Genomic DNA, 14,591 nt, shown 5'->3' with positions numbered 1-14,591 from the left:
TACTTTGTTCAAATCCACTTTATAATTACTCGATTACTAGTGTAAACTCCGTATTATAAAGTGGATTTCGCCGCGTCTTGCTATCGCTCGTGACGATATAACGGCAATCCTTTCTGTAATTGACAGTCATTCCTGGGTAAAAAATGTATTCGTTACTTCGTTCTATTCTATTCCAGCTCGACGCTGAGCGCTCGCACCACTTATCGTTAAACTCTTTAAACTTAGCCAACAAGCTAAAACTAAGCGGATTGTTGGCAAAGCCGATGGTTAGCGATCCGGTTGAAGTGATGGGGATTAAGTTTGCAAACCGAGTGGGCTTAGCAGCAGGTTTAGACAAGAACGGTGAATATGTTGATGCCTTAGGAAGCCTTGGGTTTGGTTTCGTAGAAGTTGGTACAGTCACACCAAGACCACAGCCAGGAAACCCGAAGCCACGATTGTTCCGTATTAAAGAAGCTGAAGCGATTGTTAACCGCATGGGCTTTAACAACGATGGTGTTGCACAGTTATTGGAGAACGTTAATCAAGCTGAATACAGTGGTGTCTTAGGAATAAACATTGGCAAGAACTTTGATACTCCGGTCGAAAAGGCGGTTGATGATTACTTAATAGGCATGGAAAAAATCTATGCCAAAGCCGATTATATGGTGGTGAATATCTCGTCGCCAAATACACCGGGTTTACGTGATTTGCAGTTTGGTGAAACTTTAAAGTCTCTCCTTGGTAGCTTAAAAGAAAAGCAAGTTCAGTTGAGCCAGGAGTATGGAGTCTACAAGCCATTAGCGATTAAGATTGCCCCTGATTTATCCAATGATAATATACAGGAGTTAGCTGAAACCTTTACGCAGTTTGAGATGGACGGCGTTATTGCTACAAACACGACGTTTGATCGTAGCCAGGTTGAAGGCATGAAGAATGCTGATGAGCAGGGTGGCTTAAGTGGCAAACCTCTCGCAACCCAGTCCACTAAAGTGATTAAAAATTTGGTTGAGGCTATGAACCACAAGATCCCAGTTATCGGTGTCGGTGGAATTCACAATGCCGAAACGGCTGTGGAAAAAATAGAAGCGGGTGCGAGTTTAGTCCAAGTATATTCTGGCTTTATTTATGAAGGCCCCAAATTAATTCATGATGCCGCATTAGGCATTAAAAAGAACGCTAGCTGAGAAGCTACGGTTATATAGAGAATCATTATGCAATTTTACGCAATTTGCCCGAAAGGCGTCGAGCCGTTATTGGCCACTGAGCTTGCCACTTTCGGAGCTAGCGAGATTAAAGAACACCCGACACATGTTTCCTTCGAAGGCGATCTAGCTGTAGCCTACAAGGCTTGCTTACGCTCCCGTTTAGCGAATCGAGTCTACCTCTGCTTGTTAGAAGACAACTTTGAAACGGTTGATGAGATGTATGAAAAGATTAATCGTATCGAATGGAGTTGGCATTTTGATCTCAATCAAACCTTTGTCGTAAGTTGTGTTGCTCGTAAGAACAAGCATATTCGTCACTCTGGGTTCGGTGGACAAAAAACTAAAGACGCTATTGTTGACTATTACAACGAGCGCTACGAAAAACGCCCGTCGATTGACAAAGAAAACCCAGACTACCGTGTTCACGTTGTGGTGAATGGCAGCCAGCTTAAAGTCGGTATCGATCTTTGTGGGCATGGCTTGAACCAACGCGGTTACAGGGAAGAGGGTGGTCGCGCACCGATTAAAGAAAATTTAGCCGCAGCGCTTCTTATTCGTGCCGGTTGGCCTGAGTTATCGCAACAGGGTTACGACTTTCACGACCCGATGTGCGGTAGTGGCACCTTGCTGATTGAAGCCGCTATGATGGCGGCAAACATTGCCCCAGGACTGCTCAATCATGACTTTGCCTTTTTAGTCTGGAAGCAGCACGATGAGTCCTTGTGGCAAGACATATTAAATGAAGCTAAGGCTGAGGCTGAAAAAGGGCGTGAAAAGCTCACAAATCGCTTTTATGGCAGTGATAGCTACCGTCGAAGCTTACCCTTAGCGGAAGAAAATTGCCGTGCGAGTGGCTTAGCGGAGTTCATTGAGATAGAAGAGCAGGATATTCGCCATCCAAAGGCAGAGAATATCAGCGAGAAAGGATTACTACTTTCAAACCCACCTTATGCTGAACGATTAGGCGAGGAAGAAGAAGTTACTCAGCTTTATCGTGATTTTGGCGATTATATCAAGAAGCGCTGTAATGGTTGGCATGCTGCATTTATTACAACCGAAGATCAGTTTGCTAAAGCGGTTGGTCTGCGCTCTCATAAGCAATACAAATTTAAGAATGGTGCTTTAGACTGCAAATTATATTTATTTGAGGTCACTAAAGAGAATTATTATACGCCGTTCGATCCAACGAAAGTTAATCCAAACTGGGAAAAAGGCTTGTCAGAAGGCGCGGAAATGTTAAAAAACCGTATGCGCAAGAATCTGCAACGCTTGAAGTCCTATTTAAAGCAGAATGATGTAACCTGTTATCGTCTGTATGATGCTGATTTGCCAGAGTACTCAGCTGCGATAGATGTGTATGGTGATGATGTGCATATCCAAGAGTATATGCCACCGAAAGAAGTGCCAGAGAAAACCAGCCGTAAACGTCTGCAAGAAATCGTGCGCGTGACGTCTGGCTTGATGGATATTCCAGAAGCCGATATTCATTTAAAGCAGCGTTTAAGACAAAAGGGTAAGCAGCAATACACCAAGCAGCAGACTGCTGAGGACGACTTTAAAGTGGTTGAAGAGAACGGCTTTAAATTCCAAGTGAACTTGAAGCAGTATCTCGATACGGGGTTATTCTTAGATCACCGCAAAACTCGTAAAATGATTTTTAACGAGGCTGAAGGTAAAAGATTCCTTAATCTATTTGCGTACACGGGCTCTGTTAGCGTATACGCAGCAATGGGCGGCGCTAAGACAACCACCGTGGATATGTCCAATACCTATATTAATTGGGCTAAGAAGAACTTTAGTTTGAATGGTATCTCACCCTATGGTCACTCTTTCGTTCAGTCAGACTGTATGCAGTGGTTAGAGGAAAATAAAGGTGACAAACAGTACGACTTGATCTTCTTGGATCCGCCAACTTTTTCCAACTCTAAGCGTATGGAAGACACTTTTGATGTACAAAGAGATCAAAAAGACCTAATCAACCTAACAATGAGCCTTTTAAAGCAGGGTGGTAAGCTCTATTTCTCGAATAACTTTAAGAGGTTTGTATTGGAAGAGTCGCTTAAAGAGAAGTTTGTAATCCATGAAATTACGGGTAAAACACTTCCACCAGACTTTAAGATGAGTAAAAACCATCATCGATGTTGGTTAATTCAGCATAAGGAATAAAACAAAGCCCAGTAAATACTGGGCTTTTGACGTTTATGTAGTACCTAAAATTCGTTTATTTCTTTTTAGGAGTTACACGTTTCTTCGCAGGAGCTTTCTTTTTGGTTGCTGCTTTTTTCTTAGCAGGAGCCTTTTTCTTAGCTGGGGCTTTCTTTTTGGCTGGTGCTTTTTTCTTAGCAGGAGCCTTTTTCTTAGCCGGAGCTTTTTTAGTTGCTACTTTTTTCTTAGCAGGTGCTTTTTTCTTGGCAGCTGCTTTAGCCTTCTTCTTTTTCTCTGCGGCTTTCTTTTTAGCGGCAGCTTTTTTAGCAGCAGCTTTTTCACGTGCGATACGCTTCTTCTCTGCTTCTTTCGCTTTCTTCTCTTCTTTAGCGTTCCAATCTTTTTCGAATTTAGCAATGGCTTTTTCTAAAGCGGCTTGCTTTCTAGCTGCTGCTTTACCATCGGCTAGAGCCGTTTTAGCTTTTTCTTGAGCTTTAGCGGCTTGGTTGACCAAAGTTTTTGCTTTGCGTGCTGCATCTTTCGCTTTCTTTGCAGCAGCTTTGTTTGTTTTGTTCGCTTTATCCTTTGCTTTTTTAGCAGCGGCTTTAGCTTTCTCGTTTGCTTTTTTAGCAGCTTCACGAGCTTTTTTTGCTGCTGTGTTTGCTTTGTTAGCGGCGGCTTCGAGTTGCTTCAAAGTTGGAGCCTTTGATGACTTCGATTTCGTAGCAGAAGACTTGCTTGGTTTTCTAGCCATGGTTGTTTCCCCTATTTGGTCGTGTGATGTTTTTGGTTAAATTTCAATCAAATTATACGGAAAGAATTTTGTAATGTTAAATACTAATTATGATAAAGTGAGCTTATTGATGTCTTTTTCTATGTTTTTCTTAAAAAAGTATGCCAAATAGAGAAGAAATAATTTTATATACAACTTTTGGTTGTCATTTGTGTGAGCAAGTTGAAGCGATGATTTTTGCTTTAAACGAGAAAAAAAATTTAACGAAAACTCATGAAGTAATTGCTTTCGATATTATTGATGACGAAAAAATTTTAGAAGAATATCGTACAACAATTCCTGTATTAAAAAATAGAACAACTAATGAAAAGTTATTCTGGCCATTTACTTTTGAAGAATTAGAAAAGTGGTTCTATCGTTCATGATTTTTTTGTAATACTCCAGCTTCAATTTTTTGCTAGATCTTATTTTCACAATCTCGAGTTTTAATTTTTACATTAAAGTGATTGAGCAAGCCCGATTCGGTCAGTGATAATTTGACCTATTCAATTCTTTATTCACAGTTTTAGTTGCATTTATTTTTGGCCCCTTGGAACTCGGCGATGAGTTTAAATACCTATTTAAGTGTCAGTTCCTAACTCCTGTCATGTGACAATGGAGTGTCTTAGTCGTTGTAATATCTTGACAAAACACCGTTTTGAACGTATGTTTCAAACAAGTGTTTTATTTGGTGTAGCCTTATTGATATGAGTTCACATGATACAACCCAGACCAAGATTCTAGATGCCGCTGAGTTTCTCTTTGCGGAACGTGGCTTTGCGGAAACCAGTCTAAGAACCATTACAGGTCGAGCGAAAGTTAATCTAGCCAGTGTGAATTACCACTTTGGCTCTAAGAAATCTTTGATTCAAGCCGTGTTTGATCGATTCTTACAGGACTTTACGCAGCAGCTAAGTGTCCGTCTTGAGCAACTGGAGCAAGAGCCTGCAAACGAACTCAAGGCCGAAACCTTATTAGCCGCTTTAATTGATCCGTTATTGTCACTTAATACGAAAAGACCCAATGCTGTTTCAATATTCATGCGTTTATTAGGACGCGCTTATGCCGAAACTCAAGGACATTTACGTCGTTACGTGACTGAACGTTATGGTCATGTACTGGTTCGCTTTACTCTTTTATTCCAAAAGGGTTACCCCGAACTGACTAACGATCAAATCTTTTGGAGGCTCCACTACATGCTTGGTAGCTTGATTTTCACCCTTGCTGGTAGTGATGCGTTACGCCAAATTTCAGAAGCTGACTTCAATCGAAGTTTAGAAGTCAAAGATGTGATAGAAGAAATGGTACCGTTTTTAGCTGCAGGCATGAAAGCTTGAGTTTAGAAGCGACCGATTCCACCAAATAATCTAATTTTAAAATACAGAGTACCGAGGAAAACGAATGATAGGGTTACTAGAGTTTTTAATCATGCTAGCAGCGGTAGGCTTTTGCGCTTATCAACGCATGGCAATGAAAAACGCAATGATCGTAAATGGCGTGGCGCTGTTGGTGTTGTTAATCGCCTTTGATAATTCGTGGGGCTTTTATGTCTCCTTATTAATTTATGGTGTTGTGTCACTGTTTTACTATTTGCCTGACCTGCGAGTCGACTGGATTTCGCGAAAACTCTATCACTTTATGCAGAAAGTCCTGCCACCAATGACTGAAACAGAAAAAACCGCTTTAGAAGCAGGTGATGTTTGGTGGGAAGCTGAATTATTCCGCGGTAAGCCGAACTGGCAGACTCTGCTTAATTACAAGAAGCCTGAACTAACTGAAGAAGAGCAAGCTTTTGTCGATAACGAAACAGAAGAGCTTTGTTCGATGCTGGATGATTGGGATATCGTTCATAAACGTAAAGATTTACCACCGGAAGTGTGGCAGTTCATTAAGGACAAAGGTTTCTTGGGAATGATTATCCCGAAAGAGTATGGCGGTAAAGGCTTCTCGGCTCTTGCTCACTCTACGGTGGTCACTAAAATTGCTACTCGAAGTGGTAGTGCTGCGGTTACGGTAATGGTGCCAAACTCGTTAGGCCCTGGTGAGTTATTACTGCATTACGGTACTCAAGAACAAAAAGATTATTACCTTCCGCGCTTGGCGACGGGTGAAGAAATCCCTTGCTTCGCATTAACCTCGCCGGTGGCTGGTTCTGATGCCGGTGCAATTCCTGATAAAGGTATTGTCTGTAAGGGCGAGTACAACGGTGAAGAAACCCTTGGTATTCGCATCACCTGGAACAAGCGTTATATTACTCTGGCTCCAGTCGCGACCATTGTTGGTCTAGCTTTCAAACTGTATGACCCAGAAGGCTTGCTAGGTAACAAAGATAAAGAAGATTACGGCATTACTTGTGCCTTAATTCCAGCGGATCACCCGGGCGTTAATACTGGCCGTCGTCATTTACCAATGAACCAAGCTTTCATGAACGGTACGACTACTGGCGACGACGTGTTTATTCCAATGAGCATGTTAATTGGTGGTGAAGATTACGCAGGTCAAGGCTGGCGTATGCTGATGGAAAGTTTGGCCGCGGGTCGTTCGATTTCATTGCCAGCGATGGGTACGGCGGTTGCTAAACTGTCTTACCGTATGACAGGTGCTTATGCTTTAGTTCGTGAGCAGTTTAAATTACCTATTGGTCGCTTCGAAGGTGTTGAAGAAGCGATGGCGCAAATCGCAGGCCTGGCTTATCGTACTGAAGCGAGTCGTTTGATGACTGCAGGCGCTGTGGATTTAGGCGTAAAACCATCGGTCGTTTCTGCCATCGCTAAATACGAGATGACGGAAATGGGGCGCGATATTATGAATCACGCGATGGATGTTCACGCTGGTCGTGGCATTATCATGGGTGAACGTAACTATCTCGCCAATGGCTTTATGAGCCAGCCTATCGGTATTACGGTGGAAGGCGCGAATATTTTAACGCGTAATTTGATGATCTTTGGTCAGGGCGCTATCCGCTGTCATCCTTATGTCTTGCGTGAAATGTTAGCGGCACAATTGGACGATGAAGAAGAGGGCGTAAAGCGTTTTGATAGTTTGTTATTCCGTCACGTAGGTTATGGCGTCAGTAACTTCTTCCGTACTTTAGGTTTGGGTGTTACAGCTGCGAGAATCGCAGAGAAACCTGTTGCCGGCGAAACTGGTCGTTACTATCAACAGTTAACGCGAATGAGCTCTGCGTTAGCGCTAACTTCTGATGTAGCTATGGGCATGCTTGGCGGTGATTTAAAACGTAAAGAGCGTTTGTCTGCACGCTTGGCGGATGTCTTGAGCCACCTATACTTGTGTTCAACAGTACTGAAATATTACGAAGACCACGAGCGTCCGTTAGCTGACTTGCCGTATGTTCGTTGGAATATGGAGTACGGTTTGCACAAAATCCAAGAAGCTTTCTATGACTTCTATGAAAACTTCCCGAATAAAGCCGTAGGTAAAGTGTTGCGTTTTATCGCCTTCCCTTATGGCAAAAGTTATAAACGTCCATCAGATCGCCTAGAACGTGAATTAGTATTGCCGATGATGAAGGATTGTGAAATCCGTGATCGGATTACTCAATATGCGTATGTTGGCAATACGGATGATGACGTAACAGGCCGAGTTGAGCTTGCCTTTAAGAAGGTTCTTGAAGCAGATAGCGTACGCTTTAAACTGCGCAAAGCGATGAAGTCTAAGGAGCTTGATAAGAATTTGACCAATATGGAGCGTATCGAGCAAGCGCTTGAGAAAGGGATTATCACCGAAGATGAAAAGCAAATCTTAAGCGATGCGGAAACTGCGCGTATGGACGTTATCCAAGTGGATGACTACTCTAATGAGCAGATTTCAGGTGTGGTTGAGGACTAGTTGCCAAGTTAGGAATAATTAGTGTATTTCTGCAACAAAAGTCACATCTTTTCAGTGAGCAAAAGATGGAGTATGGTATATATTATGGCTAAACTAGGTGAAACAACGTGTGGCGACGCTATTTATAGGAGCGAGAAATGTACAAAATATTATTAACAATGGCCATCCTGGCAGTCAGCTTTACGCTTGTTGCTGAAGAAAAAGGAGTTCCTGTTCAGCAAGGTAGCCAGCTATCGGATAAGCAGGTTGTAATCAGCGAGATTGAAAAAAGCTGTGAATTAAATGGGTTAGCCAACTGTGGATGCATTGCTGAGTCAATGATCCCATTGATTACTGATGCTGAAGCCTCGGTAATTAGCTCAAGGCTGAAATCAGGCGAGTTAAGCCATGAGAACTTAATTCCTCGTAATCGTGTAAAGTTCAACCGAGCCCAACAAATCTGTAACGGCTGAAGTTATGAAAGGCGCTATCTAGCGCCTTTTTTTATGGCTTAAATATTGAACACTCATCATACCTGTTGCTCCCTGTTATTAAGCATCTTCAATATTTGGTATTCTGGACTATTAAGTTTATGATATAGCTAATGCCTTAAAGGTTAATTGGCACATTTATTAGAATTTGAAGAGACCGAATATATGTCGAAAGATAAACTCGTTATTTTTGATACAACTTTGCGTGATGGTGAGCAAAGTCCTGGCGCGTCAATGGATAAAGAAGAAAAACTAGAAATCGCGCAACAATTAGAAAAAATGAAGGTCGATGTTATCGAAGCTGGATTTGCCGTTGCGAGTCCTGGCGACTTTGAAGCCGTTAAATTAGTCGCGGATAACATCAAAGACAGTACCATTTGTTCATTATCTCGTGCTGTAGACAAAGATATTGAAGTGGCTGGCGAAGCGCTCAAGGGTGCAAACTCAGGTCGAATTCATACTTTTATTGCAACATCTCCGCTACACATGAAGCACAAGCTACAAATGGAACCAGAAGCAGTTATTGAGCAAGCCGTGAAGTCTGTGCGTTTGGCGCGTAACTTATGCGAAGATGTTGAGTTTTCATGTGAAGACGCTGGTCGCTCAGACTTAGACTTTATGTGCGAAATTGTTGAAAAGGTTATTGATGCTGGTGCTCGCACTATCAATATTCCAGATACGGTTGGTTATAACATGCCTGAACAGTACGCCAATACAATTCAGCAGTTAATCGAGCGTATTCCAAACTCTGATAAAGCTATCTTTTCCGTGCACTGCCACAACGATTTAGGCTTAGCCGTTGCTAACTCTTTGGCTGCAGTACAAAAAGGTGCGCGCCAGGTAGAGTGTACTATCAATGGCTTGGGCGAGCGTGCCGGTAATGCGTCCTTGGAAGAAGTTATTATGGCGATTAAAACACGTCCAGATTTCTTTGATGTTGATGTGGATATTGATACTCGCCATATCGTACCGACGTCACAGCTGGTATCGAAAATTACTGGCTTTGCGGTTCAACCGAATAAAGCTATCGTTGGTGATAATGCTTTTGCACACGAATCGGGTATTCATCAAGATGGTGTTTTGAAGAATCGTGAAACTTATGAAATTATGCGCGCTGAAGATGTTGGCTGGGCCAATAACCGCATGGTTCTTGGTAAGCACTCAGGCCGAAATGCCTTCAAAAGCCACCTTGCAGGTTTAGGTATTCAGTTTGATAACAATGATGAACTGAAAGAAGCGTTTGTGGCATTCAAGAAGCTGGCGGACCAAAAGCACGATATTTTAGACGAAGATTTACTAAGTCTCATTAAGCGCTAATTGCCGGTGTCAGAATCAATGTCACATTGGAATCGAGCTTATCTTGATGCGTTAGAGGTACCTGTTTGGGTGCCTCTTAACGATCAGGCTGAAGAAAACACTAATCTAAAAGTCGATCCAAGCGAATCTAGGCCTCAAGCAACCTCGGCCAGTGCTGATGCCGTGAAGGTAGAGGCTGAAGAAGCCGCTGAATCTAATATAGACTCTGCTCCTAATATAGAAGGCGATTTTATTCGCATCTTGCAAGGCGAAGCGAGTGCTGATTTTGTTTTTGTCATCCCTAAAAGTGCTGATCCAGCAAGTTGCAAGGCTTCAATAAGGCAGTTAGAGCTGGCATGGAAAGCCTGGTTAGATCAACCTTTTACAGCAGCCATTGCACAACTTAGTGAGCAATCAGAATACGCACAATCGGTTGAAAGTTGTCGTGGCAAAATAATCCTTTGTGGTAGTGAGTTGACGTCTTTCGAGCATCCAAGTATCCAAGCTCCCTCTTTAGATGCGCTGCAAAGCAAGAAAAAAGAATGGTGGAGCTTGTTGCAGCGATTGCACTAATGAATTCTTCATCAATTAATATTCGTCCGCTTGAGGTGGTCGATCTTGAGCAAGTGATCAACATCGAGCTAGAAGCTCACGACTACCCATGGAAAAAAAGTATTCACTTAAGTTGTATTGAGCAGGAATATCCCAGCCTTGTGTTAGAGCAAAACTCCAGCATTATTGGTTATGTCGTATTTAATTATTTATTTGATGAATGTCACCTGATGAACATCACAACCTCAGTGTCATACCAAGGGAAAGGCTTTGCTAGCCAACTGATACAAGCCATGTATAAAAAAGCAAAGGTCGCAGGAATGCAAAGCGTGCTGCTCGAAGTGCGTGAATCAAACCAGCCTGCCTTGTCCTTTTATACGAAAGAAGGTTTTGAAGAAATCGGCCGTCGCCCAAATTACTATCCCAGTCAAGATTCTCGCGAAGCCGCCATTGTGATGCGACGCAGTTTATAACCCTTAGATTTCACCTCAATGCTTGATAGCTGTTAAACTACGCGTAATTTAGGTTTAACAGGTTATAAGCATGCAGCAAAAGTTTAGTCAGTGGTTGGAAGTACAAGGATACCAGTTTACCGATATCACGGCTTTAGTTATGGTCCTTGGCTTAATTCTCCTTATTTCGGTAGCGATTCACTTTATATTTCATCGAGTGGTGCTACGTTTTTTAGATAAGATGGCCCAAAAGTCTCAAAAGCGCTGGCGCAAAGCTTTCTTTGAAAGAAAGATTTTCAGTCGTATCGCTTTGGTGATTCAAGGTGTGATTATCTATATCCAGGCTGGCTTATGGCTTAAGCCCGACTCTGGCGTTATGGAATGGATCCAGACAATCTGCGTGCTCTGGGTGCTTCTGTTTATTTTGCTTGCAGTATTTTCATTACTTGATGCCTTGCTGGATATATCGTCAGATGACTCGCGCTTAAAGGGATTACCGCTTCGCGGACTATTTCAAAGTGTCAAGCTAGTGGCGACAGTAGTGGTTATTATTCTTGCCGTTTCTGCCTTAGTCGGTAAGTCGCCTTTAATAATTTTAAGCGGGTTAGGCGCGATGACCGCAGTGATTATGTTGGTCTTTAAAGATCCTTTGCTCGGCTTAGTGGCGGGGATCCAGTTATCGGCTAATGACATGTTGGACGTTGGCGATTGGCTAGAAATGCCGTCCTATGGTGCCGATGGTGATGTTATCGAAATCGCTTTAACCACAGTTAAAGTTCGTAACTGGGATAAAACCATCACCACTATTCCGACTTACGCGCTGATCTCAGATTCCTTTAAAAACTGGCGTGGAATGGAGCAGTCCGGTGGTAGACGCATAAAACGTCAAGTACTAATCGATGCCACAAGCGTAGAATTTTTGTCGGACGATGATGTGGCGCGATTAAAGAAAGCTCGCTTGTTGGAGCCATATTTAGAAGAGCGTCAAAAAGAAATCAGCCAATACAACGAAGAGAATCAGTTTGATTTAACTTCCCGAGCTAATGGTCGCCGCCTAACCAATATTGGTACCTTTAGAGCTTACTTATTGAACTATCTGGAGAACCACCAAGGAATTCGACAGGACATGACGCTGCTAGTTAGGCAGGGGCAGTCGTCGTCTAATGGTATTCCTATCGAGGTTTACGCATTTACTGCAACCACTAAATGGGCTGAATACGAAAATATTCAGTCTGATATTTTCGATCATATTTTCGCCGTGTTGCCGGAGTTTGGTTTAAGGCTCCATCAGTCGCCAACCGGCTATGATTTTTCAAAGCTAGCATCGGCGCAGGAAAATACCTTTAGTGGTCGCGTAGGTCAGGAAAAATAGCTTATAATGCCCGCCTTTGCGGGCTTGCTCCGTCTGTAACGCCCATCCAACGAATAATGTAACGAAGAGAGTAGCATGTCTAAATTGACGTCTGAAATTGAAAACCGTCGTACTTTTGCGATCATTTCGCATCCAGATGCGGGTAAAACGACCATTACTGAAAAAGTATTACTTTTTGGTAAGCAAATTCAGGAAGCCGGCGTTGTTAAAGGACGTAAGGGCAAGCACGCGACTTCAGATTGGATGGAGATGGAGAAAGAGCGTGGTATTTCTGTGACCACCTCGGTCATGCAGTTTCCTTATGGTGGTAAGACCGTTAATTTACTCGACACACCAGGTCACGAAGATTTCTCTGAAGACACATATCGTACTTTAACAGCGGTCGACTCGGCGCTGATGGTGATCGATGGCGGTAAAGGTGTAGAGGCTCGTACCATTAAGTTGATGGAAGTCTGTCGCCTACGTGATACGCCAATTCTGACCTTTATGAACAAAATGGACCGAGATATTCGTGATCCAATTGAGTTGCTGGATGAAGTTGAGGATGTTCTAAAGATTAAATGCGCACCGATTTCATGGCCGATCGGCATGGGGAAAGAGTTTAAAGGTGTGTACCATTTGCTCGAAGACAAGGTTTACCTGTATCAATCCGGCCAAGGACATACCATCCAAGAAGAGCGTGTGATCGAAGGTATCGATAACCCTGATTTGGATGAGGCTATTGGTCCGCTAGCAGCTGACTTCCGCGATGAACTTGAGTTGGTAAAAGGCGCAAGTCATGAGTTCGACTTGCAAGAGTTTTTAGATGGAAAACTTTCGCCAGTATTCTTCGGTACGGCGCTTGGTAACTTTGGTGTGGATCACATGCTGAGCGGTTTAGTCGAATGGGCGCCGTCGCCTTTACCGCGAGAAAGTGAGGATCGCGAAGTTAAAGCAACGGAAGAAAAATTCAGTGGCTTCGTTTTTAAGATTCAGGCCAATATGGATCCGCTACATCGAGATCGTATAGCCTTCGTCCGTATTTGTAGTGGTAAATATCAAAAGGGCATGAAAATGCGACATGTGCGACTAGGGCGTGATATGGCGGTTAACAACGCTTTGACGTTTTTAGCCGGCGACCGTGAGCACCTCGATGAAGCGTATGCAGGTGATATTATTGGGCTACACAATCACGGCACTATTCAAATCGGTGATACGTTTACCGAAGGCGAGGAATTAAAGTTCCGTGGTATTCCTAACTTCGCACCAGAGCTTTTCCGCCGTGTACGCCTACGTGATCCACTAAAGAATAAAGCATTATTAAAAGGCTTGGTGCAACTATCGGAAGAGGGTGCTACTCAGGTCTTCAGACCGCAGAATTCTAACGACTTGGTGTTGGGAGCCGTTGGTGTGTTGCAGTTTGATGTGGTCGCGGCACGCTTGAAGAACGAATATAAAGTTGAATGTATTTATGATCAGGTCAGCATTGCTACAGCTCGCTGGGTGGTGTGCGATGATGATAAAAAGTTTGAAGAGTTCAAACGCAAAAATGCCGACAACCTTGCTTTAGATGGTGGTGATAACTGGAGTTATTTAGCGCCAACTATGGTAAATTTAAACTTGGCTATGGAGCGTTGGCCTGATATAAAGTTCTTAGAAACAAGGGAACACTAAAATCTAAAAGGGTTGTAATGTTTAAAGCAAAAGTTAAAACACCAAATATTCGACTATTCGATAGTCACTGTCATTTGGACTTTCCTGTTTTCGATACCGATCGCAATGCAATCTTTGAGCAAATGAGAAAAGTCGGTATTGAAGGGGTTTTAATCCCGGGTGTGAAAAAGGAAAACTGGCGCTTTATACGTCAACTTGGCGCTACCAAGCCAGGTGTTCATGTTGCTTTAGGATTGCACCCAATGTTCATTAAAGAGCATAGAAAGGAGCATATTCATGATCTTGAGCTCGCTTCCGAACTGAAGCCTTTAGCGGCCATTGGCGAAATTGGTTTGGACTATTATGCAAAGCATCTTGATCGTAAAGTCCAAATCGCTTTATTCAAAGCACAACTTGAAATCGCTAAGTCTTGTAAATTACCCGTAGTTTTACATGTAAGGAAGGCGCATGAAGACGTATTACTTTATCTGAAGACAATGCGTTTTCAAGAAGGTGGTATCGTTCATGCTTTTAACGGCAGTATGCAACAAGCCGAGCGTTATCGTGACCTAGGTTTTAAGTTAGGCTTTGGTGGCGCTATGACTTACCCAAAAGCTGTAAAACTAAGAGACCTAGCGACTAACTTGCCACTTACAGATATTGTTCTGGAAACGGATGCCCCAGATATGATTCCCGCCAATACAGACAAAAAGCATAACAGCCCCTTATTGATATTCAATAACTTCAATACGCTTGTTGAGTTGCGTGAAGAAAGCGCTGAAGATATCGCTCGTCAGACCACTTTAAACTCTCGTCAAATCCTCCGTGTAACCTAATGTACAAACAGTGAACACTTCACATTTC

General features: G+C 42.9%; 11 protein-coding genes and 1 pseudogene. 11 read left to right on the top strand and 1 reads right to left on the bottom strand.

Going from position 1 to position 14,591, the window contains the following annotated elements:
• Nucleotides 1-143 precede the first annotated feature (143 nt).
• Nucleotides 144-1,166 carry a quinone-dependent dihydroorotate dehydrogenase gene (locus DL796_RS00590; protein WP_110198969.1) on the top strand — a complete coding sequence of 341 codons (1,023 nt, stop codon included), beginning with the start codon at nucleotides 144-146 and terminating at the stop codon, nucleotides 1,164-1,166.
• A 27-nt stretch (nucleotides 1,167-1,193) separates the two neighbouring features.
• The gene (gene rlmKL / locus DL796_RS00585; RefSeq protein ID WP_110198967.1) at nucleotides 1,194-3,353 is read left to right on the top strand and encodes a bifunctional 23S rRNA (guanine(2069)-N(7))-methyltransferase RlmK/23S rRNA (guanine(2445)-N(2))-methyltransferase RlmL; all 2,160 of its coding nucleotides are present in this window, start codon (nucleotides 1,194-1,196) and stop codon (nucleotides 3,351-3,353) included.
• Nucleotides 3,354-3,408: 55 nt separating this feature from the next.
• Here the strand turns inward: rlmKL and DL796_RS00580 are convergent, their stop codons facing one another.
• On the bottom strand, nucleotides 3,409-4,086 hold the full coding sequence (locus DL796_RS00580; protein WP_110198965.1) for a hypothetical protein: 678 nt from the start codon (nucleotides 4,084-4,086) through the stop codon (nucleotides 3,409-3,411).
• A gap of 140 nt (nucleotides 4,087-4,226) precedes the next feature.
• Between DL796_RS00580 and DL796_RS00575 the strand changes: the two genes are divergently transcribed.
• From DL796_RS00575 to DL796_RS00530, 9 genes and pseudogenes are all read left to right on the top strand, one after another.
• Entirely contained in the window at nucleotides 4,227-4,490 is a 264-nt protein-coding gene (locus DL796_RS00575; RefSeq protein ID WP_110198963.1) for a glutaredoxin family protein, read from the top strand.
• 321 nt (nucleotides 4,491-4,811) lie between these two features.
• Nucleotides 4,812-5,441, top strand: a complete 630-nt coding sequence (locus tag DL796_RS00570) for a TetR/AcrR family transcriptional regulator (RefSeq protein ID WP_110198961.1) — start codon at nucleotides 4,812-4,814, stop codon at nucleotides 5,439-5,441.
• A gap of 64 nt (nucleotides 5,442-5,505) precedes the next feature.
• Nucleotides 5,506-7,953, top strand: coding sequence for an acyl-CoA dehydrogenase (locus tag DL796_RS00565; RefSeq protein WP_110198959.1), 2,448 nt, complete (start codon nucleotides 5,506-5,508; stop codon nucleotides 7,951-7,953).
• A 137-nt stretch (nucleotides 7,954-8,090) separates the two neighbouring features.
• Nucleotides 8,091-8,405, top strand: a complete 315-nt coding sequence (locus DL796_RS00560) for a hypothetical protein (RefSeq protein ID WP_110198957.1) — start codon at nucleotides 8,091-8,093, stop codon at nucleotides 8,403-8,405.
• Between the two features lie 183 nt (nucleotides 8,406-8,588).
• Nucleotides 8,589-9,935 (top strand): annotated as a pseudogene (locus DL796_RS00555) (2-isopropylmalate synthase); the annotation flags it as partial.
• Nucleotides 9,936-10,291: 356 nt separating this feature from the next.
• Complete coding sequence (gene rimI / locus DL796_RS00545) at nucleotides 10,292-10,744, top strand: ribosomal protein S18-alanine N-acetyltransferase (RefSeq protein WP_110200669.1); 453 nt, start codon at nucleotides 10,292-10,294, stop codon at nucleotides 10,742-10,744.
• Nucleotides 10,745-10,814: 70 nt separating this feature from the next.
• Nucleotides 10,815-12,095 carry a mechanosensitive ion channel family protein gene (locus DL796_RS00540; protein WP_110198951.1) on the top strand — a complete coding sequence of 427 codons (1,281 nt, stop codon included), beginning with the start codon at nucleotides 10,815-10,817 and terminating at the stop codon, nucleotides 12,093-12,095.
• Between the two features lie 75 nt (nucleotides 12,096-12,170).
• Nucleotides 12,171-13,748 (top strand): peptide chain release factor 3, encoded by a 1,578-nt coding sequence (gene prfC / locus DL796_RS00535; RefSeq protein ID WP_110198949.1) that lies wholly within the window; start codon nucleotides 12,171-12,173, stop codon nucleotides 13,746-13,748.
• A gap of 17 nt (nucleotides 13,749-13,765) precedes the next feature.
• Nucleotides 13,766-14,563, top strand: coding sequence for a TatD family hydrolase (locus DL796_RS00530; protein WP_110198947.1), 798 nt, complete (start codon nucleotides 13,766-13,768; stop codon nucleotides 14,561-14,563).
• The last annotated feature ends 28 nt before the right edge of the window (nucleotides 14,564-14,591 follow it).

The sequence above is a fragment of the Kangiella spongicola genome, from assembly GCF_003194565.2.
GTDB lineage: Bacteria > Pseudomonadota > Gammaproteobacteria > Enterobacterales > Kangiellaceae > Kangiella > Kangiella spongicola.
This window is presented reverse-complemented; position numbering and strand designations above follow the sequence as displayed.

Excerpts from the sequence above, each read along its gene's own strand:
- prfC (WP_110198949.1), top strand. The coding sequence starts at position 12,171 with ATGTCTAAATTGACGTCTGAAATTGAAAACCGTCGTACTTTTGCGATC.
- DL796_RS00580 (WP_110198965.1), bottom strand. The coding sequence starts at position 4,086 with ATGGCTAGAAAACCAAGCAAGTCTTCTGCTACGAAATCGAAGTCATCA.
- DL796_RS00575 (WP_110198963.1), top strand. The coding sequence starts at position 4,227 with ATGCCAAATAGAGAAGAAATAATTTTATATACAACTTTTGGTTGTCAT.
- rimI (WP_110200669.1), top strand. The coding sequence starts at position 10,292 with ATGAATTCTTCATCAATTAATATTCGTCCGCTTGAGGTGGTCGATCTT.
- DL796_RS00560 (WP_110198957.1), top strand. The coding sequence starts at position 8,091 with ATGTACAAAATATTATTAACAATGGCCATCCTGGCAGTCAGCTTTACG.
- DL796_RS00570 (WP_110198961.1), top strand. The coding sequence starts at position 4,812 with ATGAGTTCACATGATACAACCCAGACCAAGATTCTAGATGCCGCTGAG.
- DL796_RS00565 (WP_110198959.1), top strand. The coding sequence starts at position 5,506 with ATGATAGGGTTACTAGAGTTTTTAATCATGCTAGCAGCGGTAGGCTTT.
- rlmKL (WP_110198967.1), top strand. The coding sequence starts at position 1,194 with ATGCAATTTTACGCAATTTGCCCGAAAGGCGTCGAGCCGTTATTGGCC.
- DL796_RS00530 (WP_110198947.1), top strand. The coding sequence starts at position 13,766 with ATGTTTAAAGCAAAAGTTAAAACACCAAATATTCGACTATTCGATAGT.
- DL796_RS00540 (WP_110198951.1), top strand. The coding sequence starts at position 10,815 with ATGCAGCAAAAGTTTAGTCAGTGGTTGGAAGTACAAGGATACCAGTTT.
- DL796_RS00590 (WP_110198969.1), top strand. The coding sequence starts at position 144 with ATGTATTCGTTACTTCGTTCTATTCTATTCCAGCTCGACGCTGAGCGC.